The sequence below is a fragment of the Pseudomonas congelans genome (assembly GCF_900103225.1).
Taxonomy (GTDB): Bacteria; Pseudomonadota; Gammaproteobacteria; order Pseudomonadales; family Pseudomonadaceae; genus Aquipseudomonas; species Aquipseudomonas congelans.
Map to the genome: position 1 here is coordinate 481,928 of NZ_FNJH01000004.1, position 24,316 is coordinate 506,243.

The window sequence follows — 24,316 nt, forward strand, 5'->3', positions numbered from 1 at the left end:
CCCATATCGGGGCGACCGATGCGTGAAGGATTACACCTTGAGCGAACTTTTAAACCGTCGTCTTGCATTGCTCGGCGAGCGTAACAACCTCTCTCTGCTGGAGCAGTGCCTGCACGGTATCGAGCGTGAGTGCCTGCGCGTTACCGCAACGGCAGAACTGGCCCGGACGCCACACCCGCAAGCTCTGGGTGCCGCCCTGACCAATGGTCAGGTGACGACCGATTATTCCGAATCGCTGCTGGAGTTCATCACACCAGCCTTGAAGAATCCGGCCGAGACCATCGACAACCTGGACCGGATCCACCGCTTCGTTTACAGCAAGCTGGGCGACGAGTTGCTGTGGAGCCCGTCGATGCCGTGCCCGCTGCCGGACGAAGAGCACATACCGATTGCCTATTACGGCACGTCGAACATCGGCAAGCTCAAGTACGTGTACCGCAAGGGCTTGGCGCTGCGTTATGGCAAGACCATGCAGTGCATTGCCGGCATTCACTACAACTTCTCGTTGCCGGAAGACGCCTGGGCGCTGCTCAAGCAGACCGAAGACTTTGCGGGCGACGCGCGGGACTACCAGTCGCATTCATACATCGCGCTGATTCGTAATTTCCGCCGCTACAGCTGGCTGCTGATGTACCTGTTCGGTGCTTCACCGGCACTCGACGCGGGTTTCCTGCGCGGCCGCAAGCATCAGCTCGAGCAACACTTCGACGCCGATACCCTGTATCTGCCGTACGCCACCAGTCTGCGCATGAGCGACCTGGGTTATCAGAGTGACGCCCAGGCCGACCTGACCCCTTGCTACAACGATCTGGTCAGCTACACCGACAGCCTGCGCAAGGCCGTGGCCACGCCTTACAAGCCTTACGTCGATGTCGGCACTCATGACCAGAACGGCGAGTGGGTGCAGCTCAACACCAACGTGCTGCAGATCGAGAACGAGTACTACTCCAATATTCGCCCCAAGCGTGTGACCTATAGCGGCGAACGCCCTATTCAGGCGCTGGTGGCCCGTGGCGTGCAATACGTCGAAGTGCGCTGCCTGGACATCAACCCGTTTCTGCCTACCGGCATCAGCCTGGAGCAGTCGCGTTTCATCGATGCGTTCGTGCTGTATTGCGCCCTCGAGGAAAGCCGGCAACTGGCCAGCCACGAGTGCTCCAACGCAAGTTCGAACTTCCTGTCAGTGGTCAAGGAAGGGCGTCGCCCGGGCCTGAGCCTGATGCGTGACAACCGCCCTGTCGATCTCAAGACCTGGGCCACCGAGCTGGTGGAGAAGATCACGCCGATTGCCCGCTTGCTCGACCAGGCTCAGGGCACCGATGAGCACCTCAGGTCGATTGCCGTGCAACAGGCCAAGATCGATGATTCAGCGCTCACACCGTCTGCACAAGTGCTGGCCAGCATGGAAGCGCATAACGAAGGCTTTACCGCGTTCTCCCTGCGCCAGAGCCAGGTCCACGCCGAATACTTCCGTACTCACCCGCTGAGCGCTCAGGAACAGGCAGACTTCGAAGCCCAGGCCAAAACCTCGATCGAAGACCAGGCAGAGCTGGAAGCGACCGAGGAAGTGGTGGATTTCGACACGTTCGTGGGTTCGTATCAGGCGAGCATTCTGTCGATCAGCAACTGATGCTCAGGTGACGCAGAGCGTCACGAACGGCATTCCCACGCGGAGCGTGAGGAACGATAGGCGTCCGCAAGAACACCTATCGTGCCCACGCTCGCAGTTCTGGACGCTCTGCGTCCGCTCCCGAGCTTATATCGCCTTTTCGAAGATCTTCGAATTACGCTGGTAGTTGTACAGCGAGGCGCGGGCGCTTGGCAGGCGGTCGACGCTGCTGGGTTCAAAACCGCGTTCGCGGAACCAGTGCGCAGTGCGGGTGGTGAGGACGAACAGGGTTTTGATACCCAGAGCCCGGGCGCGGTTTTCAATGCGCTCCAGCAACTCGTCGCCACGGCCGCCGTGCCGGTATTCCGGATTGACGGCCAGACACGCCAGCTCGCCCGACTCCGAATCGGCAATCGGATACAGCGCGGCACAGGCGATGATCAGCCCTTCACGCTCGACCACGCTGAACTGCGTGATCTCGCGTTCCAGTACTTCGCGGGAACGACGCACCAGAATGCCCTGCTCTTCCAGCGGCGTGATCAGGTCCATCAAACCGCCGACATCCTCGATGGCCGCTTCGCGTACCAGTTCGAACTGCTCCTGTGCGACCAGCGTGCCGCCACCGTCACGGGTAAACAGCTCAGTCAGCAACGCGCCGTTCTCGGCATAGCTGACGATATGGCTGCGCGCCACGCCGCCACGGCAGGCCTCGGCCGCAGCGTCCAGCAGTTCCGCCTGATAGTTGGCGCCCAGTCGCTGCAGGTGCGCGGGCACCTGTTGAGGACGCAGTTCGCGCACCAACCGGCCCTGCTCGTCCAGCAAGCCGGTTTCGGCACCGAACAGCAGCAGTTTGTCGGCGGCCAGATCGATGGCCGCGCGGGTGGCGACGTCTTCACAGGCCAGGTTGAAAATCTCCCCGGTCGGTGAATAACCCAGGGGTGACAACAGCACGATATGACGCTCGTCCAGCAGGCGATTGATGCCCTTGCGGTCGACCCGACGCACTTCGCCAGTGTGCTGATAATCGACACCCTCAAGCACGCCGATAGGTCGTGCGGTTACCACATTGCCGCTGGTCACTCGCAACCGCGAGCCCTGCATGGGCGAGGCGGCCATGTCCATCGACAGACGCGCCTCGATCGAAATGCGCAGCTGACCCACGGCATCGATCACGCACTCCAGCGTTTCGGTATCGGTGATACGCATATCGCGATGAAAACGCGGGGTGATGCCGCGCTGGGCCAGACGGCTTTCAATTTGCGGGCGGGAACCGTGAACCAGCACCAGACGCACGCCCAGGCTGTGCAGCAGCACCAGGTCGTGGACGATATTGCCGAAATTGGGGTGCGCAACGCCGTCGCCGGGCAGCATGACGACGAAGGTGCAATCGCGGTGAGCATTGATGTACGGAGACGCGTGGCGAAGCCAGTTGACGTATTCGGGCATGACAACAAGAGCCTGTAGAAAAAATGGACGAAGAAAAGAAGCACGCACAACGGTGTGGTGGTTATCGTCGGAACAGGCTTGGCAGCACGCGCAGTCTCCTTCTACTCAAGATACTTTCATTAGCAGACACGGGTTATGTCTGACTCACTGGGGCGTCAGGCAGTAATGTTCGATCAATTGACGTAACAGACGCACTGTAGGGTCAAGACGTGACATTTCGAGGTATTCCCCCGGCTGATGCGCACAGGCGATGTCGCCCGGGCCGAGCACCAGTGTCTCGCAGCCGAGGCGCTGAAGATAAGGCGCTTCGGTGCCGAATGCTACTGCTGCGGCCGTATGACCGGTCAGACGTTCAGCGACACGCACAAGTTCAGCGTCAGCGACCTGCTCGAAAGGCGCGCACTCGGGGAACAATGGCGCGTAGTCGATCTGTACCTGATGCAGCTCGGCCAGCGGCTGCAGCTTCTGCCGAATGGCCGAGCGCAGCATTTCCGGGTCCATGCCCGGCAGCGGACGCAGGTCGAATTCCAACGAGCACTGGCCACAAATCCGGTTCGGGTTGTCGCCGCCATGAATACAGCCCAGGTTCAGCGTCGGCTGCGGCACCGTGAATTGCGGGTTGCGGTACTTCGCCTGCCACTGCGTGCGCAGGCCCTTGAGTTCGCTGATGGCGTCGTGCATGGCTTCGAGTGCGCTGTGCCCAAGACTAGGGTCGGAGGAATGGCCGCTGCGCCCGAGAATGTCGATGCGCTCCATCATCACGCCCTTGTGCAGGCGGATCGGCTTGAGCCCGGTCGGCTCGCCGATAACAGCCGCACGACCTAGCGGGCGTCCGGCCTCGGCCAGTGCGCGGGCACCGGCCATCGAGCTTTCCTCGTCGCAGGTGGCGAGGATCAGCAGCGGCTGCTTGAACGGCTGGTCAACGAGACCACGCACCGCTTCGATGACCAGCGCAAAGAAGCCCTTCATGTCGCAACTGCCCAGCCCCACCCAGCGACCATCCACCTCGGTCAGCTTCAAGGGGTCGGTCTTCCACAGTGCCTCGTCGAACGGCACGGTATCGCTGTGCCCCGCCAGTACCAGACCGCCCGGGCCTGTTCCGTAGGTCGCCAGCAGATTGAACTTGCCGGGGGACACTTGCTGGATATCGCAGACAAACCCCAGATCGCCGAGCCATCCGGCCAGCAGATCGATGACGGGACGGTTGCTCTGGTCCAGAGAAGGCTGAGTGCAGCTCACCGAGGGTGCGGCGATCAGGGCGGCGAACTGTTCTTTCATGGACGGCAACGGCATGGACGCTTCCTGTAATCGAGACGGAACACGGCCCATCATAGGGCCATAGCAACCCAGGAATAAACCGTTTCGGGCCATGTCCTGTACACTGACGGCCTCAGCAGTCGTTCAATCATGGGCTGCGCTCCCGTTTATCCGTATCAGCGTTTGGATTCCCCCGGCCATGCAAAAAGAAACTGAAATCAAACTCCGCGTCAGCCGCGAGACCCTCGCTGCACTGCGTGAACACCCGTTGCTCAAGAAGCGCAACAAGAGTGGCTGGGAGCGCCTTGAACTGTCGAACCAGTATTTCGATACCCCCGAAGGCGAGCTGGCGCAGGCCAAAGTCGCCCTGCGCATCCGTCGCGACGGCGATCAGATCATCCAGACCATGAAGACGCGCGGGCAAAGCGTGGCCGGCCTGTCCGAGCGCAATGAGTACAACTGGGACCTGAGCAAGGCCAAGCTGGACCTGAAGAAGCTCGACGGCGATTGCTGGCCCGAGCAACTGGCCGATCTGGACAAGAAAACCATCAAGCCGCTGTTCACCACCGATTTCGTGCGTGAGAAAGCCGAGATTGCCTGGGGCCGTGGCAAGGCCAAAGTGGTGATCGAAGCCGCACTGGACCTGGGCCAGGTGGTGGCAGGCAAGCAGAAGGAAGAGATCTGCGAGCTGGAACTCGAGTTGCGTGAAGGCGAGCCTGCCGCGCTGCTGGAACTGGCCGCCGAACTGGCTGCAACGCTGCCGCTGATGCCATGCGATATCAGCAAGGCCGAACGCGGCTACCGCCTGCTCGATGCCAGCAGCTACTCGCTGAGCCTGCATGCGCCCGCCCTGAATGCTGAAACGCCGCTGGACGACGCTTATTCCGCGCTGGCCTGGCATCTGCTGGGCAGCAGTCAGCGCCTGGCCGAACAATACCGTTTCAACGGCCACTGGCGTCTGCTGCAGGACTGGGTCGAGATGCTCGCCGAACTGCGTGCTCTGACCAGCAGCCTCGGCCAGGCCGCGCCACGCACCTCGACCGCACAACTGCGTACTGCGCTGGACGCCTTGCTGGAAGACTGGCGGCCGCTGGTTCAGGCCGGGCAGGATGATGCCGATGTACGCGGTGCCGCCCACGAGCAATTCCTGGAGGAATTGCAGGACACGCGCTGGGGCGAGTTCTCGCTGAATACCTCACGCTGGTTGCTGGGCCGCAGCTGGACCACCGAACGCAACACCCGCGGCAATCGTCAAGGCGCCGCGCTGTTGAGCAGCTGGCTGCCACGCCTGCTGGGCGAAGAAGCCACGTCCCTGCAATTGAGCCGTTATCAGCAGCAGCCGGAAGACCTGGCCGAGCAACTGCCACGCATCGAGCGCATTCAGTCCTGGCTGCACTGGGCACGCGGCGCGCTGGACCTGCCGGAGCTGGACCGTCTGTACGGCGAACTGCGCAAGCTCGAAGAACTGGCGCATCTGGACATCAGCGACGAAGTCCTCGATGCCCGTGTGCAACAGGCAATCACCGTCTTCCAGAGCCGCGCCTGGAAAACCCTGCTGCGCTTGTAAGCCTGGATTCCTGTTTCCATGCTCTGGCGCAAGTTATCGTTCCAACGCTCCAGCGTGGGAACGCCGTTCTGGACGCTCCGCGTCCGATCTTGAACATGCGGCGCGGCGCAAGTTTGTGACGCAGAGCGTCACGAACTGCATGCCAATGCGGAGCATTGGCACGATAGTCATCGAAGACGAAACTGGCTGACCGTCGCGACTCTCGTTCCCACGCTCCAGCGTGGGAACGCCGTTCTGGACGCTCTGCGTCCGATCTTGAACATGCGGCGCGGCACGATAGTCAAAAGCGCACGCTCAGCCTCCCTGGCGCAGCAGCGGCAGGCTGGTGGTGGATTTGATCTCTGAGAGGGCCACTGTCGAGTTCACTTCCTGAATGCCGGGCACCAGCGACAGTTTTTCGAAGAAGAACCGCTCATATGCCTCGATATCCGGGGTCACGATGCGCAGCAGAAAATCCACCGACCCCATCAGCACATAGCACTCCAGCACCTCCGGGAAGCCACGAATCGCGTCAGTGAACTCGGTGAAGTTGGAGCGTCCGTGGGCGTTGAGTTTTACCTCCGCGAATATCTGCGTGTTCAGACCGATTTTCTTGCGGTCCAGCAACGCCACCTGACGGCGAATCACCCCTTCATCCTTGAGCCGCTGAATGCGGCGCCAGCAGGGTGATTGCGAAAGGCCGACCTGCTCGGCGATCTGCGCACTGGAAAGCGAAGCGTCTTCCTGGAGCAGCGCCAGAATCCTGCGATCGTAATTATCCAGCTCGATTTGCATAATTAATTTTCCGAAATAGCCTATCGCGCATTAACAAGTCTTACAAAGACTAATTCACCCAATGATGGACCAGAAATTTCTTTTCAGGCATGCAAAGATTTCCAGCATCCTTCTGGAGTATCAGCATGCCCAATCTCGAAGCCGTCACCACCCCTTCGCAGCGCCCGGACAGCTGGTCGTCCAGCAATGCACAGTGCTGCGCACGCTACCGTGTCTGCGCCGAAGCCGAGCCTGCCTTGCTCTGTCAGGTGTTGAACCTGTTTGCCATGCAGTACCTGACTCCCGACCAATTGAGTGCTGTGCAACAAGAGAACCTGCTGCTCATCGACCTTCAGGTTTCCAGATTGAGCTGGCACCGGGCACAGGTGATTGGTGAAAAAATGCGCAACCTGATCGACGTCTGCTCGGTGGAGGTCGAGCAGGTCGACGCCTGCAATACCGTGCAATCCCGAGTCGCCCTGGCAACGGGCTGAATCAATTCGCCTGCTCCGGCAATTCCCGGTCGCATAGAACGAGCAACGCTGTCACGCTTGGCGTCTACTCTTGTTCATCGTCCAATGACGAATTGCCTCAAGGAGCGCACATGGCAGCCCTGGCCCCCTCTTCACAGGATCGCTGGCTTGATCTGAACGATGTGTTGCGTGATCTGGTTGCCGAAGGCTATCTCGGCCAGGACGACGCGGAAACGGCACTCACCCAACGTCGCAGTGCGGTGAACATCCAGCTGCACCCCATCGAGTTTCTCGCTGCGCTGCAGTTTGACGACCTCAAACGGCCGGGCAAGAAGCTGGACGTGGAAACCCTGGCGGCCTGGCTGGCCAAAGCCTGTGGCCAGCCTTACATGCGTATCGATCCGCTGAAGATCAACGTCGCGGCGGTCACGCCACTGATGTCCTACGCCTTTGCCCAGCGCCACAAGATTCTGGCCGTGGCGGTCGATCGCGAATCGGTGACCATCGCCAGCGCGCAGCCCTATGTGCGCTCATGGGAAGCCGACCTGGCGCATGTGCTCAAGCTGCAGATCAAACGTGTGGTCGCCAACCCGACAGACATCCAGCGCATGGCGATGGAGTTTTTCAGGCTGGCCAAGTCGGTCAGCGGGGCCAGCGCCTCTGAACAGAAAATGAGCAACATGGGCAACTTCGAACAGTTGCTCAAGCTCGGTGCCAGCGATCAGGAACCTGACGCCAACGACGCGCACATCGTCAATATCGTCGACTGGCTGTTCCAGTACGCCTTCCAGCAACGCGCCAGCGATATTCACATCGAACCGCGCCGCGAACAGGGCACCGTGCGCTTTCGCATCGACGGGGTACTGCACAACGTTTACCAGTTTCCGGCGCAGGTGATCATGGCGATTGTCAGCCGCCTGAAGAGCCTTGGGCGGATGAACGTCGCCGAAAAACGCAAACCGCAGGACGGGCGGGTCAAGACCACCACGCCTGAAAATCGCGAAGTGGAGTTGCGCCTGTCGACCCTGCCGACCGCGTTCGGCGAAAAAATGGTCATGCGGATCTTCGACCCCGAGGTATTGCTCAAGGATTTCGACCAACTGGGCTTTTCCAGTGACGACCTGCGGCGCTGGCAGGAAATGACCCGCCAGCCCAACGGCATCATTCTGGTCACCGGCCCGACCGGTTCGGGCAAGACCACTACGCTGTACACCACCCTGAAAAAGCTGGCGACCTCCGAGGTCAACCTGTGCACCATCGAAGACCCCATCGAGATGGTCGAGCCGGCCTTCAACCAGATGCAGGTGCAGCACAACATCGAACTGAGCTTTGCCGCCGGCGTGCGTGCGCTGATGCGACAGGACCCGGACATCATCATGATCGGCGAGATTCGCGACTTGGAGACGGCCGAAATGGCGATCCAGGCGGCGCTCACCGGTCACCTGGTGCTGTCGACGCTGCACACCAACGATGCGCCCAGCGCCATCAGCCGGATGCTCGAACTGGGTGTACCGCATTACCTGCTCAAGGCGACCATTCTCGGGGTCATGGCCCAGCGTCTGGTGCGCACCCTTTGCCCACATTGCAAGGCGCCCATCAACCTCAACGAGACCGACTGGCAAACCCTGACGCGCCCCTGGCAGGCACCGGTGCCACCCGGCGCGCATCAGGCGGTCGGCTGTGTGGAATGCCGTGATACAGGCTACCGGGGCCGGGCGGGTGTCTACGAGATCATGGTCATGTCCGACAACATCAAGGCATTGATCTCGGCCGACCTGGACCTGAACGCCATGCGTCGTCAGGCCTTCAAGGAAGGGATGCGCAGCCTGCGTCTGTCCGGCGCGCAGAAAGTCTCGGCAGGCCTGACTACACTTGAAGAAGTGCTGCGGGTGACACCGCAGAGCGAACAACGCTGATCAGGGTCGAGAACGTTGTTCCAGAAGGCCGCGCAGCATGGCCAGCCAGCTAAAGTGAACTATGCGGTACACCTTGATTGAACTAGTTCATGCCTTTGGCTATCCAACCCCTCAGAACAACCACAGCTGGAGTAACTCATCATGCGTCTCAAGTTTGCTGTCGCCACCGTAGCCTTGCTTTCCATCCCAATGGGTTCAGCGATGGCTGACACCTTCTGGCGTAATGTGCTGTCGTCCGGTGCAACCACCGGCTCGACTTATCTGACCTTCAAGGATCACAAACTGATCGTGGCCGCCCAGGACGACGCAGGCAGCTTCGTCGCCAGCGACGGTGGCATTCGCGGTCCGTTCCTGGAAGCGGCCATCGAGCAAGTGCGCAAAGACAATCCCGGCCTGAAAGCCACCGACATGGAACTGGCCAACGCGATCCTGGATAAAAACCTCGTCGCTGAAAACCAGTAAGCCTTGCCGGTTAGCTTCGCGCACAAAAATGCCGCTCAATGAGCGGCATTTTTTTGAGCGGCAATCGGTTATTCGCCGATGGCGCTCTTGTAACCCGCTGCATCCAGCAGCTTGGCCAGATCGCCGTTGGCGTCGCTTGGCTTGAGCTTGAAGATCCAGGCGCTGTACGGTTCGCTGTTGAGCGACTCGGGGGCATCGCCCAGCGCTGTGTTGACTTCGATGACCTCGCCCGCGACCGGCGAGTAGATATCCGAAGCGGCCTTGACCGACTCGACGACACCGGCGGTGTCAGCGGCAGCGAACACTTTGCCGATTTCCGGCAGTTCGACGAAGACCACATCGCCCAGTGCTTCCTGTGCATGGTCCGAGATGCCGACGGTCACGGTGCCGTCTGACTCCAGACGTGCCCATTCATGACTTTCGGCGAAACGCAGCTCGGCGGGAATATTGCTCATTTAGTCATCCTCAACATCGGGTCAGCGGAAAACCCGCCATAGGTTAGATCAAGGTTTTGCCATGGCGCACGAACGCAGGCTGCACCACCCGCACCGGATACCATTTGCCGCGGATTTCCACCTCGGCCCGGTCAGCGGTCGCCATCGGAACGCGAGCCAGTGCAATGGCTTTGCTCAACGTAGGAGAGAAACTACCACTGGTGATCTCTCCTTCGCCAATTTCTGCGACACGTACCACCTGATGCGCCCGCAAGACACCGCGCTCTTCGAGCACCAGTCCCACGAGTTTGAAGGCAGTTCCCTCAGCCCGCTCGCTCTCCAGCGCCTTGCGACCGACAAAATCACGGTCGGCAGGCTCCCAGGCGATGCTCCAGGCCATATTCGAAGCCAAGGGCGAAACATGCTCACCGATGTCCTGGCCATACAGGTTCATGCCGGCCTCAAGACGCAGCGTGTCGCGAGCGCCCAGGCCGATCGGCGAAATACCCGCGCCGACCAATTCATTGAAAAAGCTTTGCGCCTCTTCGGCAGGCAGCATGATCTCCAGGCCATCCTCGCCGGTATAGCCGGTGCGCGCGATAAACCAGTCGCCATCATCAAGCCCTTCGAACGGCTTGAGCTGGTGAATCAGTTCGGCGCGGGCGCTTGAAACCAGCTCGGCAATACGGGCTCTGGCCTTGGGGCCTTGAATGGCGAGCATTGCCATTTCACTGCGCTCGACCAGTTGCACGTCGAAGTCGCCCAGTTGCGCCTGCATCCAGGCAAGATCCTTGACGCCGGTCGCCGCATTGACGACCAGCCGATAACCTTCAGGCGTGAGGTAGACGATCATGTCATCGATCACCCCGCCGCTCTCGTCGAGCATGGCGCTGTACAAGGCACGACCGGGAGTTTTGAGCTTGTCTACATCATTGGCCAGCAGACGACGCAGCCAGACCCGGGCCTGACGGCCGAGCACATCGATCACGTTCATGTGCGAGACGTCGAAGACCCCACAGTCGCGGCGCACCTGATGGTGTTCCTCGACCTGCGATCCGTAATGCAACGGCATGTCCCAGCCACCAAAATCGACCATTTTCGCGCCAAGGGCGAGGTGCAGGTCGAACAGGGGGGTACGCTGTCCCATGGGTTTCTCCTTCCGGGCGTGGCGAAGGTGCGGGCAGAAGACATCGGCAAGCCCCCAATAAACCGGAGTTTGCAGCACGTAACAGCTGACCGAATTATCTGACAGACCGCACCAATTGCGGCGCATTGTAGCCGCAAGGTGAGGGCCCCGCACCTAGCCAATCTGACGGGCAGAGCGACGAATCAGCCCAATGACGGGTAATAATCCTACAAGCACCAGCGACAAAGCCGGCAATGCGGCTCGTGCCCACTCGCCCTCGCTGGTCATTTCGAAGATACGTACCGCCAGCGTATCCCAGCCAAACGGGCGCATGAGCAGGGTTGCCGGCATTTCCTTGAGCACATCGACGAACACCAGCAGCGCCGCGCTCAACGCCCCGGGCACCAGCAGCGGCAGATACACGTTGAGAAACAACTTTGGTCCGCTGACCCCCAGACTGCGCGCCGCTTCCGGCAATGAGGGGCGGATACGCGACAGGCTGTGCTCCAGCGGACCGAAGGCCACTGCGATGAAACGCACCAGATAAGCCAGCAGCAGGGCCGAGAGGCTGCCCAGCAACAAAGGCTTGCCTGCGCCGCCCAGCCAGCCGGACAGCGGAATGACCAGTTCACGGTCCAGATAACTGAACGCCAGCATGATTGAAACGGCCAGTACTGAGCCTGGCAACGCGTAGCCCAGGTTGGCGAGGCTGACACCGGAGCGGATCGCAGGCGTGGGCGCCATACGTCGGGCAAATGCCAGAATCAGCGCCACGCTGACGGTGATCAACGCCGCCATGCAACCCAGATAGAGCGTGTGCAGAATCAGACCGGTGTAGCGCTCATCCAGATCGAAGCGGCCGCGCTGCCAGACCCAGACGATCAATTGCAGCATCGGCACCACGAAAGCGCAGAGAAACACCAGCCCACACCAGAAGCTGGCGGCCAATGCCTTGATGCCGCGCAATCGGTAAAGCGCAGCGCCACGCGGACGCTCGTTGGCCGGTCGGCTTGCACCGCGGGCGCGGCGTTCGCCGTACAGCAGCACCAGCACGGCCAACAGCAGCAGGCTGGCCAGTTGCGCGGCGCTGGACAGGCTGAAGAAGCCATACCAGGTCTTATAAATAGCGGTGGTGAAGGTGTCGAAGTTGAACACCGATACCGCACCAAAGTCGGCCAGGGTTTCCATCAGCGCCAGCGCTACCCCCGCGCCGATGGCCGGACGTGCCATTGGCAGCGCCACCCGCCAGAACGCCTGCAAGGGCGTGTTGCCGAGCACTCGCGCAGCTTCCATCAAGCCTTTGCCCTGCGCCAGAAACGCCGTGCGCGCCAACAGGTAGACGTAGGGATAGAAAACCAGCACCAGCACGATGATCACCCCACCGGTGGAACGCACCCGAGGCAGACGCAGGCCGGAGCCGAACCATTCGCGCATCAACGTCTGCACCGGGCCGGAAAAATCCAGAAGCCCGACGAACACGAACGCCAGCACGTAGGCGGGGATCGCGAAAGGCAGCATCAGCGCCCAGTCCAGCCAGCGGCGACCAGGGAATTCACACAGGCTGGTGAGCCACGCCAGGCTCACTCCCAGCAGCGTCACGCCCACGCCGACACCCAGTACCAGAATCAGCGTATTGCCCAGCAGGCGCATCATCTGGGTTTCGAGCAGGTGTGACCATATCTGCTGGTCAATGGTCTCCCACGACAGCAGCAGAACGCTCAGCGGCAGCACGACCAGCGCAGCGATGGCAAAGACCAGGGGGTACCAGCGGCGTTGCACAGGATGGGCCACGGTGTTCTCGAAATGAGGAGTGATCAGTTTCTAAGTCATACATCTATGCGGCACGGCCCACTCACGCTGGAGCGATCAGCGTAATACACAAGGCTGTTTTTGATTCTGGCCGAAGGCCGTGGGAGCGAGCTTGTTCGCGAAAGGTCAGGTATAAAAGCCGAAAGTGCATCGTCTGAAATACCGTCTTCGCGGACAAGTCCGCTCCTACGCCCTGCGGGCAGAATCCTGAAAGCCCCGTGTTCCTGGCTAGTCAGGACCTGTGCATAACGCTGAGCACTAAAGCGTGGGAGCGATAAGGCACTGGGTATTAAATCAATTCCAGCCCGCGCGATCCATCATGCGTATCGCTTCTGCCTGACGCTTGCCTGCCACCTCGACCGGGATGGTGTCGGCCTTGAACTGCCCCCAGCTCGACACTTCTTCTGAAGGCGCCACGTTCGGGTTGGCCGGGAATTCCTGATTGACGCTGGAGAAAATCTTCTGCGCCTCGGGGCCGGTCATCCATTCGACCAGCGCCTTGGCGGCTTCAGGGTGCGGAGCGTATTTGGTCAGGCCGATACCCGACAGGTTGACGTGCACACCGCGATCAGCCTGGTTCGGCCAGAACAGCTTCACCGCCAGATCCGGTTTTTCCTTGTGCAGGCGACCGTAGTAATAGGAATTGACGATGCCCACGTCGCACTGCCCGGCATTGATCGCCTCAAGCACCGCGATGTCATCGGAGAACACGTCGGTGGACAGGTTGTTGACCCAGCCCTTGAGGATTTTCTCGGATGCTTCGGCGCCGTGGGTTTCGATCAGCGTGGCGGTCAGCGACTGGTTGTAGACCTTCTTCGCCGTACGCAGGCACAGACGGCCTTCCCAGTTCTTGTCGGCCAATGCCTCGTAAGTGGTCAGCTCGGCAGGCTTCACCCGGTCGGTGGAGTAGGCGATGGTGCGCGCGCGAAGGCTCAGGCCGGTCCAGCCGTGGGTCGACGAGCGATACTGCGGCGGAATGTTGGCTTCGATCACCGGCGAGGTGAATGGCTGCAGGATACCCATCTGCTCGGCCTGCCAGAGGTTGCCCGCATCGACCGTCAGCAACAGGTCGGCGGTGGCATTCTCACCCTCGGCCCTGATGCGCTGCATCAACGGCGCTTCCTTGTCGGTGATGAATTTGATCTTTACCCCGGTACTGGCCGTGTACGCATCGAACACCGGCTTGATCAGCTCGTCGATCCGCGACGAATACACCACCACTTCATCGGCAGCCTGAGCGGTGCCGCCCAGTAAAGTCAGTGTCAGAGCAGCCAGAAGACGCTTGCTTGCCTGCATCGGGGTATCTCGCGTTCGCAAATGAGGCGAAATGGTAGTGAATCCCATTTGCTATCTCAATCGAAGCGGCAGCGGAGCCGTTACCGGATGTTTCCAGACTTGATCATCACCAGTGATCAGCACACAGCCCTGGCTCTGGAAAAGTTCGCAACCCTGCGCAGCTTGTCCACATCGAACACTTCCAACTGCTCCTCTCCCAGGCGCACGATCCTGCGCTCATGCAGGTCCTGAAGCACTTCCAGCAAGGCCGGGGCAGCAAGCGCGAGACGCTCCGCCGCCTGAATGTCATCCAGCGCAATCAGGCGCCGTGCCTGGCTCAACGGTCCATACCCCTCGCTGAGCATCAGCAGGCGCCAGGCAACCCTCGCCCGTGGCGGCAGGTGACGCATTTTCTCGGGGCTCTGCAGCGGCAACCCGACTTTCTGGCTGAGCAGTGCGGCAAACCAGCGCCAGTATTCGGGGTGCCTGTCGAGCAGCCGGGTCAGGAATGGCTGGGGGATGTGCAGAAAGATGCTCTGTTCAAGCGAGCAGACTTCGAAACGGCGCGGCAGCCCGTCAAACAGCGAGACTTCGCCAAACCAGCACGGCGCGCTCGCCGGTTCCCTGTGTGTCAGCAACCGTTGCTCGTGAGCGCCGCCGATCCGCACGCTGCCCTCCAGCAGCACATAAACACCGCAGGGCAGATCGCCCTTGTCGAACAGCCGCTGGCCGGGCGTCTTGCGTCGCTGGCGGGCAGCGTCCAGCAGGCTATCCTGCAGACCGGCAGGCAGATGGGAAAACCAGTAATCGGATAGCAATCGTGACCGCCACGACACTCCATTTGTCATTTTTGCTCCCTTCTCTTTCAGCCATGCATGTTGTACAAGAAATCAGGCTCAAGCCGGCCATCGTCTCAGGCAGGAATAATAATGAAAACCCTTGTCGATCATCTCAGCCAATACGCGGCTTATCACCGTGATTCACGCAATATCGTGACGCACTTCGTGGGTATTCCACTGATCGTGCTGGCCGTAGCGGTGCTTCTCTCGCGACCGGGCTGGACTATAAGCGGGCTGTGGCTTTCACCTGCGGCGCTGCTGGCCTTGGGCTCGACGATCTTTTACCTGCGACTCGACCGCGCCCTGGGCATCGTCATGGCGGTGTCACTGGCGCTGTGCATCTGGGCCGGGGCCAACCTTGCGCAGCAGGCAACCATGGTCTGGCTGAGTGCGGGCGTCGGGCTGTTTGTGATTGGCTGGATCATCCAGTTCATCGGCCATTACTACGAGGGGCGCAAACCGGCCTTTATCGATGACCTGACCGGGCTGATCATCGGCCCGCTGTTTGTGGTCGCCGAGCTGGCGTTTCTGATGGGCCAGCGCAAGGTTCTGCAGAACGCCATTGAAGAGCGCGTCGGCCCGGTGGGGCGTGCGACTCGCAAGGCGACGACCTAGGCGCCAAGCGCCGGGCACCGATCGTCGCCAGCGGCAACGATCGGTGCCCGCTTCTCAGCCGGCAAGCCCAGTGCTGTTCTGCAACCCGGCCAGCAACAGCCGCTGATACAACTCTTCGCGCAAGCCCTGTGGCTCGTCGAGCTGCATGCGTTGCAAGTGCACGAGGAAGGCCTCCGGGTCCGGAGCGTCGAGGGTCGCCTTGCCCAGTTCGAGGATTTCAGTGAGCTTGAGCTTGCTCTTCAACCAGTTCAAGGCTCTCAGCAGGTCGCGCTCCTCGGCGGTAAAGTCGCACCCCAGCGGGTATTCGGTGAACAGTGACGGGTAGCGTGATGCAGTGTCCTTGAGGCGCTCGGGCGTGTTGTCGGTGAAGCGCGGATCGAGACGGAAGTCCTTGGGCAGCTTGCCAGCCTTTTGTGCCTGCTCGATCAGGCCCGACTGAAACCGCGAGTCGGTGATGTTCAGAATTCGCTCGATCACCGTCGCGTCGGTCTGCCCGCGCAGATCGGCGATGCCGTATTCGGTCACGACAATGTCGCGCAAGTGTCGGGGGATGGTGGTGTGGCCGTACTGCCAGACGATGTTGGAGCTGACCTCGCCGCCCGACTCACGCCAGCTGCGCAGCATCAGAATCGAACGGGCGCCTTCCAGTGCATGGGCCTGCGCCACGAAGTTGTACTGACCGCCCACGCCACTGAGCACCCGGCCATCTTCCAGTTGATCAGCCACTGCCGCGCCCATCAGGGTGACGGTAAACGCACTGTTGATGAAGCGCGCATCGCGGCGTTGCAGACGCTTGAGTTCTTCCTGGCCGTAAAGCTCGTTGATGTAGCTGATGGCAGTCATGTTGAACTGTGCCAGCCGCTCGGCGGGCAGCTCGCGCAGCCGCACGTAGAAACTGCGCGGGCCGAGGAAAAAGCCGCCATGCACCACCACGCCACCAGGATGGGCATCCTCATCCAGCGTGCCCATATTGGCCAGCCGTTGCAGTTCTGCATCGGCATACACCTTGCGCCGCACAATGCCGGCGTCGGCGAGTACCAGCAGGCCGTTGACGAACATTTCGCTGCAACCGTAAAGGCCGCTGGCGAACGGCTGAACGCCGCCTTCGCGATCGATCAGGGTCTGCCAGTTACTCATGTTCAGCTCTGCCAGCAGGCCGCGCCAGGTTTCGTTATCGGCCTGGCGGGCCAGCAGCGCGCCGGTCAGTGCATCGCCCATCGAGCCGATGCCGATCTGCAACGTGCCACCGTCACGCACCAGTGTGCTGGCGTGCAGGCCGATCAGGTGGTCCTGATAGCCCACTGGCATGTTGGGAGTGGAAAACAGCGTACTGCGCTCGTCTTCGTCGATCAGCACATCGAAGGCGTCGATATCCAGCTCCGAGTCGCCCGGCATGTAAGGCAGGTCGGCGTGCACCTGGCCGAGCATCAGAATGGTTTCTCCGGCGGCCCGACGCTTGGCGATCATCGGCAGCAGGTCGAGAGTCACATCCGGGTTGCAGCTCAGGCTCAGCGTGCCAGGGCGCTGCTCGTCACGGGCCACCAGTTGCGCGACCAGATTCAGGCCGTTGGCGTTGATGTCGCGCGCGGCATGGCTGTAATTGCTGCTGACGTAGTCTTGCTGGGCTGACTGGCTGTTGAGCAAACTGCCCGGCTGCATGAAGAATTGCTGCACATGAATATTGTCAGGGAGTTTGTCGCGGCGCAGTGCAGCCAGGAAATCGAGTTCCGGATAGTCAGCGAAGACGCGCTCCAGGAACGGTTCGAGAAACCGCGCCTGCAAACCTTCCCCGGGCGTCGGCCGCCCGAGTGTCAGCGCGGTGTAGATCGTCAGCCGTCGTTCGGGCAGCTCGCTGATGCGCCGGTACAGCGCGTTGACGAACCGGTTGGGCTTGCCCAGACCCAGCGGCATGCCGAGGTGGATGTGCTCGGGTAGCTGCGCCAGAACGTGATCGACGGCATGCTCGATGGAACAGGAATACGGCATCCCAGCTCTCCTGAATTGTTATTGGGTGCAGGTTGGACCGGTGACAACGTCAAAGTGCTGCATGCTCGCCACGCAACTATCGTTCCCGCATACATAAGTCTTGTGGAAGCGAGGGTGCACCTCACTTCAGCCCGGACATGCTCTGGATGGCGTTCTTCAGTTCGTCGTTCGTGCAATCGCCGCAGGTGCCTTTCGGGGGCATGATGCCGATGCCTTTGATGGTGCTGGCCAGCAGTCCATCAAGGCCGCCTTTTTGGCCGGCGCGCTGTTCCCAGGCCGCCGTGTCACCGATCTTCGGCGCGTTGAGCAGGCCGACGCTGTGACAGGCAACGCAGTGGGCGGCGATGATGTCGTCAGGGGCTCGGGCGGTATCGGCGGCTTGCACGTTGAACGCCCACAACGTCAGAACGCCTGCGATGCTCAGAATCTTCCGGGTCAGTTTCACGCGTCACTCATCGCAAGGGGGCGGGTCAGAAATTGGCCGGGGTGGCCGCACTGATCAATCGTGCCGGGACGTCGAACGGGTTACGAAAACGATGCGGCCGGGTGCTTTCGAAATAATAGCTGTCACCCGCTTCGAGCACGTAGGTATCAAGCCCGACCACCAGCTCCAGCCGTCCCTCGACAAGGATTCCGGTTTCCTCGCCTTCGTGAACGAGCATCTCTTCGCCGGTATCGGCACCCGGTGGGTAGGTTTCGGTAAGAAAGGCGATGGCGCGGCCCTGGTGCGATTTGCCGACCAGCTTCATGGTCACGGCGCCGTCCGAAATATCAATCAGCTCGCTGGCCTTGTACACCACTTGAGCCGCGTTCTCGGGCACGGTTTCTTCCGAGAAAAATTCGACCATGGACATGGGGATACCGCCGAGCACCTTGCGCAGCGAGCTGATCGAAGGGCTGACGCTGTTTTTTTCGATCATGGAGATGGTGCTGTTGGTCACACCTGCGCGCTTGGCGAGTTCACGCTGGGACAGTCCCTTGAGCTTGCGAATCGATTGCAGTCGTTCACCCACGTCCAATGCGATATTCCCCCAGGTTTTGTCAGGTCTAGTCGATATGAGCGCCATCATGGCAACAGCGTTCGATATTTACAACACTTCGACCAACACCTGACACACCACGGACTGGCGCACAGAGGGCGGAATCAGTCTTCGGAATAGATGCGCGGAACGCGACGCAGATTGCAGAAGATTTCATAGGGAATGGTTTCTGCACCCTGGGCGACTTCACTGGCGAGCACCTGCTTGCCCCACAGCTCGACACGGCTGCCAAGCCCGGCCTTCGGCACGTCGGTGAGGTCCACGCAGAGCATGTCCATGGACACTCGTCCGAGCAGCCTGGATGGCTGGCCGTCGATCTGCACGGGGGTGCCGGTCGGCGCGTGACGCGGATAGCCATCGGCGTACCCCATCGCCACTACCCCGATACGCGACGGCCGGTCACAGACAAATGTCGCGCCATAGCCCACAGGCTCGCCCACCGGCAGTTCACGCACGCTGATGATCTTCGATTCCAGGGTCATCACCGGTTGCAGGCGATCCGCCAGAGGGTGCACCTGTTCAAACGGCGTAGCACCGTAGAGCATGATGCCCGGGCGCGACCAGTCGCTCGGAATCTGTGGCCAGCCCAGCACTGCCGGGGAGTTTTTCAGGCTGGTTTCTGCCGCCAGCCCCTTGCGAAAGGTCTCGAATACGGCGAGCTGCTCATCACTGCAGCCGCTGTTCAGCTCATCGGCGCGAGAGAAGTGGCTCATCAGGACAATTCTGGCCACTTTGCCGGTTGCCAGCAGACGCTGATAAGCTGCCTGGTACTCATGAGGATGCAGGCCGACCCGGTGCATGCCGGTGTCGAGCTTGAGCCAGACCGTTATCGGCTTGCCCAGATGCGCCTGCTCGATGGCCTCCAGTTGCCAGGTCGCGTGTACAACGGTCCACAAGTCATGCTCGACAATCAGCGCCAGCTCATCGGCCTCGAAGAAACCTTCGAGCAGCAGGACGGGCGCACGGATACCGGCCGCACGCAGCTCCAGCGCCTCTTCGATGCAGGCCACTGCAAAACCGTCGGCCTGCGCCTCCATTGCCTGAGCGACGCGCACCGCGCCATGACCGTAGGCATCGGCCTTGACGACGGCGAGCGCTTTGCCGCCGCTGTTTTCACGGGCCAATTGGTAGTTGTGACGCAGTGCCTGAAGATCGATAAAGGCGCGGGCTGGACGCATGATGACGTTACTTGCCTGAAAGGATGGAAAGAGGGAGGACGAACCCGACGCAGGGACGCGCCGGGTAAAAGGGTCAAGGCAGCGCGGCAACCACCGACAGTTCAACGAGGATTTCCGGCTCGCACAGTTTGGCCTCGACCGTTGCGCGTGCAGGCGCGAAACCCTTGGGCAGCCATTTGTCCCAGACGCTGTTCATGCCGGCGAAGTGGGCATCGATGTCTTTCAGGTAAATGGTGACCGACAGGATACGCGTCTTGTCGGTGCCGGCCAGGTCGAGCAGGCGCTCGATGCTGTTCAGAACCTCTCGGGTCTGCTGCTCGACACCCGCGGTCATGTCATTGCCGACCTGGCCCGACAAATAGACGGTGCCATTGTGGACAACGACCTGACTCATGCGCTCATTGGTGAGCTGGCGCTGGATTGACATGCTGTGCATTCTCCTGAGTGTTGCCGTAACGAGAGATATCAAGGCCTTCAGCACTGATACGGGGTGTCTTGCGGGCAATGAGGTCTGCCAGCAAGCGACCGGAACCACACGCCATCGTCCAGCCCAGAGTGCCATGGCCGGTATTGAGGAACAGGTTGCGGAACGGTGTTGCACCCACAATCGGTGTGCCGTCGGGAGTGGTCGGACGCAACCCGGTCCAGAAATCGGCCTGGGTCAGGTCGCCGCCCTGAGGATAGAGGTCACCGACGATCATCTCCAGTGTTTCGCGTCGACGTGGATTGAGCGACAGGTCAAAACCGGCGATTTCCGCCATGCCGCCGACGCGGATCCGGTTGTCGAAACGGGTGATCGCGACTTTATAGGTTTCATCGAGAATGGTCGAAGTCGGTGCCATGTCCGGGTTGGTGATCGGCACGGTCAGCGAATAGCCTTTCAGCGGATAGACCGGTGCCTTGATGCCCAGCGGCTTGAGCAGCTGCGGCGAGTAACTGCCCAGCGCCAGCACGTAACGATCGGCGGTTTCGAGCTTGCCGTCGATCCACACGCCATTGATGCGGTCACCAGCGTGATCGAGGCGTTCGATGTTCTGCCCGTAGCGGAACTCGACACCCAGCGCCACGGCCATTTCTGCCAGGCGCGTGGTGAACAGCTGACAGTCACCCGTCTGGTCGTTGGGCAGGCGCAATGCGCCGCTGAGGATGCCGGTCACACCGGCCAGCGCTGGCTCGACGCGGGCGATGCCTTCGCGATCCAGCAGTTCGTAGGGCACACCGGACTGCTCGAGCACGGCGATGTCCTTGGCGGCGTTATCCAGCTGGGCCTGGGTACGGAACAACTGCGTGGTGCCCAGGCTGCGCCCTTCGTAGGCAATGCCGGTCTCGAGGCGCAGTTCGTCCAGACAATCGCGGCTGTATTCGGACAGGCGTACCATGCGTTCTTTGTTGACGGCATAGCGGCTGGCCGTGCAGTTGCGCAGCATTTGCGCCATCCAAAGGTACTGATCGATATCCGCTGTCGCCTTGATCGCCAATGGCGCATGACGCTGCAGCAGCCATTTGAGCGCTTTCAGCGGAACACCCGGCGCAGCCCATGGCGATGCATAGCCCGGAGAAACCTGGCCGGCATTGGCAAAACTGGTTTCCATGGCGGCAGCAGGCTGACGGTCGACGACGGTCACCTGGAAACCGGCACGCGCCAGATAATAAGCACTGGTTGTACCGATGACGCCACTACCAAGGACCAGAACGCGCATGTCGATGACCTCATCGCGGATATCCGCTGATAATTCGAAGTTTTAAGCAAGGATGTGCGCAGTATATTGAGCAATGGGCAGTGCTTCTCACTGTATAACGATCTATATTTGGTGTTTATTCGCGGCGATAAACGCTTTGCTAGAGGGGAAATGACCCGTGCGCACTCAACACCAGTCAAATCGTGAGCTGGACAAGATCGACCGCAACATCCTGCGCATCCTGCAGGCCGACGGGCGCATCTCGTTCACCGAGCTTGGCGAGCGGGTCGGCCTGTCTACCACGCCCTGTACAGAACGGGTGCGCAGGCTGGAACGCGAGGGGATCATCATGGGCTACACCGCCCGACTGAACCCGCAAAGCCTCAAGGCCAGCCTGCTGGTTTTCGTCGAGATCAGCCTGGACTACAAGTCCGGTGACACCTTCGAGGAATTCCGCCGCGCCGTGTTGAAGCTTCCCCATGTGCTGGAGTGCCACTTGGTGTCCGGCGACTTCGACTATCTGGTCAAGGCGCGGATTTCCGAAATGGCGTCCTACCGTAAACTGCTGGGCGATATCCTGCTCAAACTGCCGCATGTGCGTGAGTCCAAGAGCTACATCGTCATGGAGGAAGTCAAAGAAAGCCTGAATCTGCCGATTGCCGACTGATTGCTTGCTACACGAGCACCTGGCGGGTCGACGCCATATATTCGTGAATCTGCTTTTCGACGCGGGGATGGATCAGTTCGACCGGGCGACGTCCATTCGGGCATGGCAGGCTTGCGGTGGTGCCGAACAGGCGGCAGATCAGCGGACGCTCGTCATACACGGTGCAGCCTTGCGGACCAAGGTGTACGCAATTGAGTTCGTCCAGCGCAGCTTCCTGCTCGGCGGCCGTCTTGCGCGGCAGACGCGACATTTCTTCTGGCGACGTGGTCACCGGCCCACAGCAGTCGTGGCAGCCAGGCACACACTCGAACGAGGGAATCTGGCGACGCAGATCGGCTATTTTCTGACGGTTGCAGCTCATTGACTCGACCACTCATGCACAAGGCCGAGAGTTTGCCTCAGTTGGCAGGCTCATGACAGCGGCTTATCCTCCCGACACGCCATCCGCCACCAACAGGACACGCTCATGAACGCCCGCGTTCAGCACCCGACTCGTCACGATCAGCACGCTGCTTCCTACTACGCCGCCAGCAGCCATCCGCAAGCGGATCATCCTGCGCTGCACGGTGAGGTGAAGGTGGATGTGTGCGTGGTAGGCGGTGGCTTCTCCGGCCTCAATACCGCCATCGAACTGGCCGAGCGCGGGTTCAGCGTTGCGCTGCTCGAAGCGCGCAAGATCGGTTGGGGGGCCAGCGGGCGCAATGGCGGCCAGTTGATTCGCGGGGTCGGTCATGGTCTCGAACAGTTCGCCAATGTCATAGGCAGCGAAGGCGTGCGGCAGCTCAAGCTGCTGGGCATCGAGGCCGTCGAGATCGTGCGTCAGCGCATCGAACGGCACGCTATCGATTGCGACCTGAAGTGGGGTTATTGCGATCTGGCCAACAAACCACGCGACCTGCACAGCCTTGCCGAAGACGCAGAAGAGTTGCGCAGCCTGGGTTATCGCCATGCACTGCAACTGCTGCAAGCCGAAGAGATGCACAGCGTGGTGGGCTCCTCGCGCTATGTCGGCGGCCTGATCGACATGGGCTCGGGGCATTTGCATCCGTTAAACCTTGCCCTGGGCGAAGCGGCTGTTGCGCAGTCGCTAGGCGTTCAGCTGTTTGAGCATTCAGCAGTGACGAACATCGACTATGGCCCGCAAATCAGGGTGCATACGGCTGCCGGCTCGGTGCAGGCGCAGACCCTGGTGCTGGGTTGCAACGCCTACCTCAACGACTTGAATCCGGAAATCAGCGGCAAGGTGTTGCCTGCCGGCAGCTACATCATCGCGACCGAGCCATTGAGCGAAGCGCAGGCCCGTGAAGTGTTGCCGCAGGACATGGCAGTCTGTGATCAGCGGGTGACGGTGGATTATTACAGGCTGTCTGCCGACCGCCGCTTGCTGTTCGGCGGTGCCTGCCATTACTCGGGTCGTGACCCTCAGGACATCGCCGCGTACATGCGACCGAAGATGCTGGAGGTGTTTCCGCAACTGGCCACCGTGAAGATCGATTACCAGTGGGGCGGGATGATCGGCATTGGTGCCAATCGCCTTCCGCAAATTGGCCGGCTCAAGCAGCACCGCAATGTGTTTTATGCTCAGGCCTACTCGGGCCACGGCCTGAATGCCACGCATCTGGCGGGCCGACTGTTGGCCGAAGCCATCGCCGGGCAACACAGCGATGGCTTCGAGTTGTTCGCCAAAGTGCCGCACATGACCTTTCCCGGCGGCAAGCACTTGCGCTCGCCCCTGCTGGCATTGGGCATGCTCTGGCACCGTCTCAAAGAGCTGCGCTAGAGGCTCAAGGCCGCCAGAACGGCTTCATGGCCTCGACCCGCGCCTGGCGGAAATCCAGGCCGATGTCGCGCAACTGATCGTCAGTCAGTGTCAGCAAGGTACGGCGCGACGCCCAGCGATGGCGATACAGTGCCCAGCGACCCATGCCTGCCAACAGATCGGCCTTGTTCGAGCGGACGGTTCTAAGCGTCGCAGGCCGATACTCATTCAATTCCTGGCTGTGAAGCGCAAGGCGTACATCGCTGAACCCGTTCATGTCCTGTTCCCTCATCCTGGGTGGGTGTGGGTTCATGATGAAGCGAACGGCAAAAACAATACAGATTCAAAAGTCTTTTATATTTTCCATACAGATGATTCAAAAACGCTACTGAATGCTATATTTCCGGCCAATCTGTATTGCTTTGA

General features: G+C 60.7%; 24 protein-coding genes. 8 read left to right on the top strand and 16 right to left on the bottom strand.

The features are described from left to right. Nucleotides 1–37 precede the first annotated feature (37 nt). On the top strand, nucleotides 38–1,630 hold the full coding sequence (gene gshA, locus BLR20_RS16900) for a glutamate--cysteine ligase (protein WP_032614117.1): 1,593 nt from the start codon (nucleotides 38–40) through the stop codon (nucleotides 1,628–1,630). A 126-nt stretch (nucleotides 1,631–1,756) separates the two neighbouring features. On the opposite strand, the gene argA is transcribed toward gshA, so the two are convergent. Both argA and argE read right to left on the bottom strand, forming a co-directional pair. Beyond that, the gene (gene argA / locus BLR20_RS16905) at nucleotides 1,757–3,055 is read right to left on the bottom strand and encodes an amino-acid N-acetyltransferase (RefSeq protein WP_003367421.1); all 1,299 of its coding nucleotides are present in this window, start codon (nucleotides 3,053–3,055) and stop codon (nucleotides 1,757–1,759) included. A 144-nt stretch (nucleotides 3,056–3,199) separates the two neighbouring features. Then, entirely contained in the window at nucleotides 3,200–4,348 is a 1,149-nt protein-coding gene (gene argE / locus BLR20_RS16910) for an acetylornithine deacetylase (protein WP_032614118.1), read from the bottom strand. 163 nt (nucleotides 4,349–4,511) lie between these two features. Between argE and BLR20_RS16915 the strand changes: the two genes are divergently transcribed. Further along, nucleotides 4,512–5,879 (top strand): CYTH domain-containing protein, encoded by a 1,368-nt coding sequence (locus BLR20_RS16915; protein ID WP_054992821.1) that lies wholly within the window; start codon nucleotides 4,512–4,514, stop codon nucleotides 5,877–5,879. 294 nt (nucleotides 5,880–6,173) lie between these two features. Here BLR20_RS16915 and BLR20_RS16925 read toward each other — a convergent pair whose 3' ends face one another. Then, nucleotides 6,174–6,653 (bottom strand): Lrp/AsnC family transcriptional regulator, encoded by a 480-nt coding sequence (locus BLR20_RS16925; protein WP_010426836.1) that lies wholly within the window; start codon nucleotides 6,651–6,653, stop codon nucleotides 6,174–6,176. Nucleotides 6,654–6,778: 125 nt separating this feature from the next. Here BLR20_RS16925 and BLR20_RS16930 point away from each other — a divergent pair, with 125 nt between their 5' ends. From BLR20_RS16930 to BLR20_RS16940, 3 genes are all read left to right on the top strand, one after another. Continuing rightward, nucleotides 6,779–7,126 (top strand): hypothetical protein, encoded by a 348-nt coding sequence (locus BLR20_RS16930; protein WP_054992820.1) that lies wholly within the window; start codon nucleotides 6,779–6,781, stop codon nucleotides 7,124–7,126. A 110-nt stretch (nucleotides 7,127–7,236) separates the two neighbouring features. Continuing rightward, nucleotides 7,237–9,021, top strand: coding sequence for a type IV pilus assembly ATPase TfpB (tfpB, locus tag BLR20_RS16935; RefSeq protein ID WP_010426838.1), 1,785 nt, complete (start codon nucleotides 7,237–7,239; stop codon nucleotides 9,019–9,021). Between the two features lie 141 nt (nucleotides 9,022–9,162). Further along, complete coding sequence (locus BLR20_RS16940) at nucleotides 9,163–9,483, top strand: DUF2388 domain-containing protein (protein ID WP_002551535.1); 321 nt, start codon at nucleotides 9,163–9,165, stop codon at nucleotides 9,481–9,483. 68 nt (nucleotides 9,484–9,551) lie between these two features. Here BLR20_RS16940 and gcvH read toward each other — a convergent pair whose 3' ends face one another. The 5 genes from gcvH to BLR20_RS16965 all read right to left on the bottom strand — a co-directional run bounded on the left by gcvH (nucleotide 9,552) and on the right by BLR20_RS16965 (nucleotide 14,975). Then, complete coding sequence (gene gcvH / locus BLR20_RS16945) at nucleotides 9,552–9,938, bottom strand: glycine cleavage system protein GcvH (RefSeq protein ID WP_010426839.1); 387 nt, start codon at nucleotides 9,936–9,938, stop codon at nucleotides 9,552–9,554. 43 nt (nucleotides 9,939–9,981) lie between these two features. Then, nucleotides 9,982–11,064 (bottom strand): glycine cleavage system aminomethyltransferase GcvT, encoded by a 1,083-nt coding sequence (gene gcvT, locus BLR20_RS16950; RefSeq protein ID WP_054992819.1) that lies wholly within the window; start codon nucleotides 11,062–11,064, stop codon nucleotides 9,982–9,984. A gap of 153 nt (nucleotides 11,065–11,217) precedes the next feature. Further along, nucleotides 11,218–12,834, bottom strand: a complete 1,617-nt coding sequence (locus tag BLR20_RS16955; protein WP_054992818.1) for an ABC transporter permease — start codon at nucleotides 12,832–12,834, stop codon at nucleotides 11,218–11,220. 312 nt (nucleotides 12,835–13,146) lie between these two features. After that, nucleotides 13,147–14,148, bottom strand: coding sequence for an extracellular solute-binding protein (locus BLR20_RS16960; RefSeq protein WP_054992817.1), 1,002 nt, complete (start codon nucleotides 14,146–14,148; stop codon nucleotides 13,147–13,149). Between the two features lie 116 nt (nucleotides 14,149–14,264). After that, nucleotides 14,265–14,975: a Crp/Fnr family transcriptional regulator gene (locus tag BLR20_RS16965; protein WP_054992816.1), complete on the bottom strand. Its 711-nt coding sequence runs from the start codon at nucleotides 14,973–14,975 to the stop codon at nucleotides 14,265–14,267. An 81-nt stretch (nucleotides 14,976–15,056) separates the two neighbouring features. On the opposite strand from BLR20_RS16965, the gene BLR20_RS16970 reads away from it, so the two are divergent. Beyond that, entirely contained in the window at nucleotides 15,057–15,581 is a 525-nt protein-coding gene (locus tag BLR20_RS16970) for an Mpo1 family 2-hydroxy fatty acid dioxygenase (protein WP_010426844.1), read from the top strand. A gap of 54 nt (nucleotides 15,582–15,635) precedes the next feature. Here the strand turns inward: BLR20_RS16970 and BLR20_RS16975 are convergent, their stop codons facing one another. The 6 genes from BLR20_RS16975 to dadA all read right to left on the bottom strand — a co-directional run bounded on the left by BLR20_RS16975 (nucleotide 15,636) and on the right by dadA (nucleotide 21,485). After that, nucleotides 15,636–17,567, bottom strand: a complete 1,932-nt coding sequence (locus BLR20_RS16975; protein ID WP_054992815.1) for an acetyl-CoA hydrolase/transferase C-terminal domain-containing protein — start codon at nucleotides 17,565–17,567, stop codon at nucleotides 15,636–15,638. 121 nt (nucleotides 17,568–17,688) lie between these two features. Continuing rightward, a complete protein-coding gene (locus BLR20_RS16980; protein WP_054992814.1) occupies nucleotides 17,689–18,012 on the bottom strand; it encodes a c-type cytochrome in 324 nt (107 codons plus the stop codon). Between the two features lie 25 nt (nucleotides 18,013–18,037). Next, nucleotides 18,038–18,586, bottom strand: coding sequence for a cupin domain-containing protein (locus tag BLR20_RS16985; protein ID WP_010426847.1), 549 nt, complete (start codon nucleotides 18,584–18,586; stop codon nucleotides 18,038–18,040). A gap of 125 nt (nucleotides 18,587–18,711) precedes the next feature. Continuing rightward, the gene (gene alr, locus BLR20_RS16990) at nucleotides 18,712–19,785 is read right to left on the bottom strand and encodes an alanine racemase (RefSeq protein WP_054992813.1); all 1,074 of its coding nucleotides are present in this window, start codon (nucleotides 19,783–19,785) and stop codon (nucleotides 18,712–18,714) included. 73 nt (nucleotides 19,786–19,858) lie between these two features. Further along, entirely contained in the window at nucleotides 19,859–20,212 is a 354-nt protein-coding gene (locus BLR20_RS16995; protein ID WP_003314012.1) for a RidA family protein, read from the bottom strand. Continuing rightward, entirely contained in the window at nucleotides 20,184–21,485 is a 1,302-nt protein-coding gene (gene dadA / locus BLR20_RS17000; RefSeq protein ID WP_003367454.1) for a D-amino acid dehydrogenase, read from the bottom strand. The genes BLR20_RS16995 and dadA overlap by 29 nt, the downstream gene beginning before the upstream one ends. Nucleotides 21,486–21,642: 157 nt before the next feature. Here dadA and BLR20_RS17005 point away from each other — a divergent pair, with 157 nt between their 5' ends. Next, nucleotides 21,643–22,131: an Lrp/AsnC ligand binding domain-containing protein gene (locus BLR20_RS17005; protein ID WP_010426849.1), complete on the top strand. Its 489-nt coding sequence runs from the start codon at nucleotides 21,643–21,645 to the stop codon at nucleotides 22,129–22,131. 7 nt (nucleotides 22,132–22,138) lie between these two features. On the opposite strand, the gene BLR20_RS17010 is transcribed toward BLR20_RS17005, so the two are convergent. Continuing rightward, nucleotides 22,139–22,492 carry a YkgJ family cysteine cluster protein gene (locus BLR20_RS17010; protein WP_003403950.1) on the bottom strand — a complete coding sequence of 118 codons (354 nt, stop codon included), beginning with the start codon at nucleotides 22,490–22,492 and terminating at the stop codon, nucleotides 22,139–22,141. 105 nt (nucleotides 22,493–22,597) lie between these two features. Here BLR20_RS17010 and BLR20_RS17015 point away from each other — a divergent pair, with 105 nt between their 5' ends. Next, nucleotides 22,598–23,911 (top strand): NAD(P)/FAD-dependent oxidoreductase, encoded by a 1,314-nt coding sequence (locus BLR20_RS17015; protein ID WP_054992812.1) that lies wholly within the window; start codon nucleotides 22,598–22,600, stop codon nucleotides 23,909–23,911. Between the two features lie 4 nt (nucleotides 23,912–23,915). Here BLR20_RS17015 and BLR20_RS17020 read toward each other — a convergent pair whose 3' ends face one another. After that, entirely contained in the window at nucleotides 23,916–24,167 is a 252-nt protein-coding gene (locus BLR20_RS17020; RefSeq protein ID WP_010426852.1) for a DUF1127 domain-containing protein, read from the bottom strand. Nucleotides 24,168–24,316 lie beyond the last annotated feature (149 nt).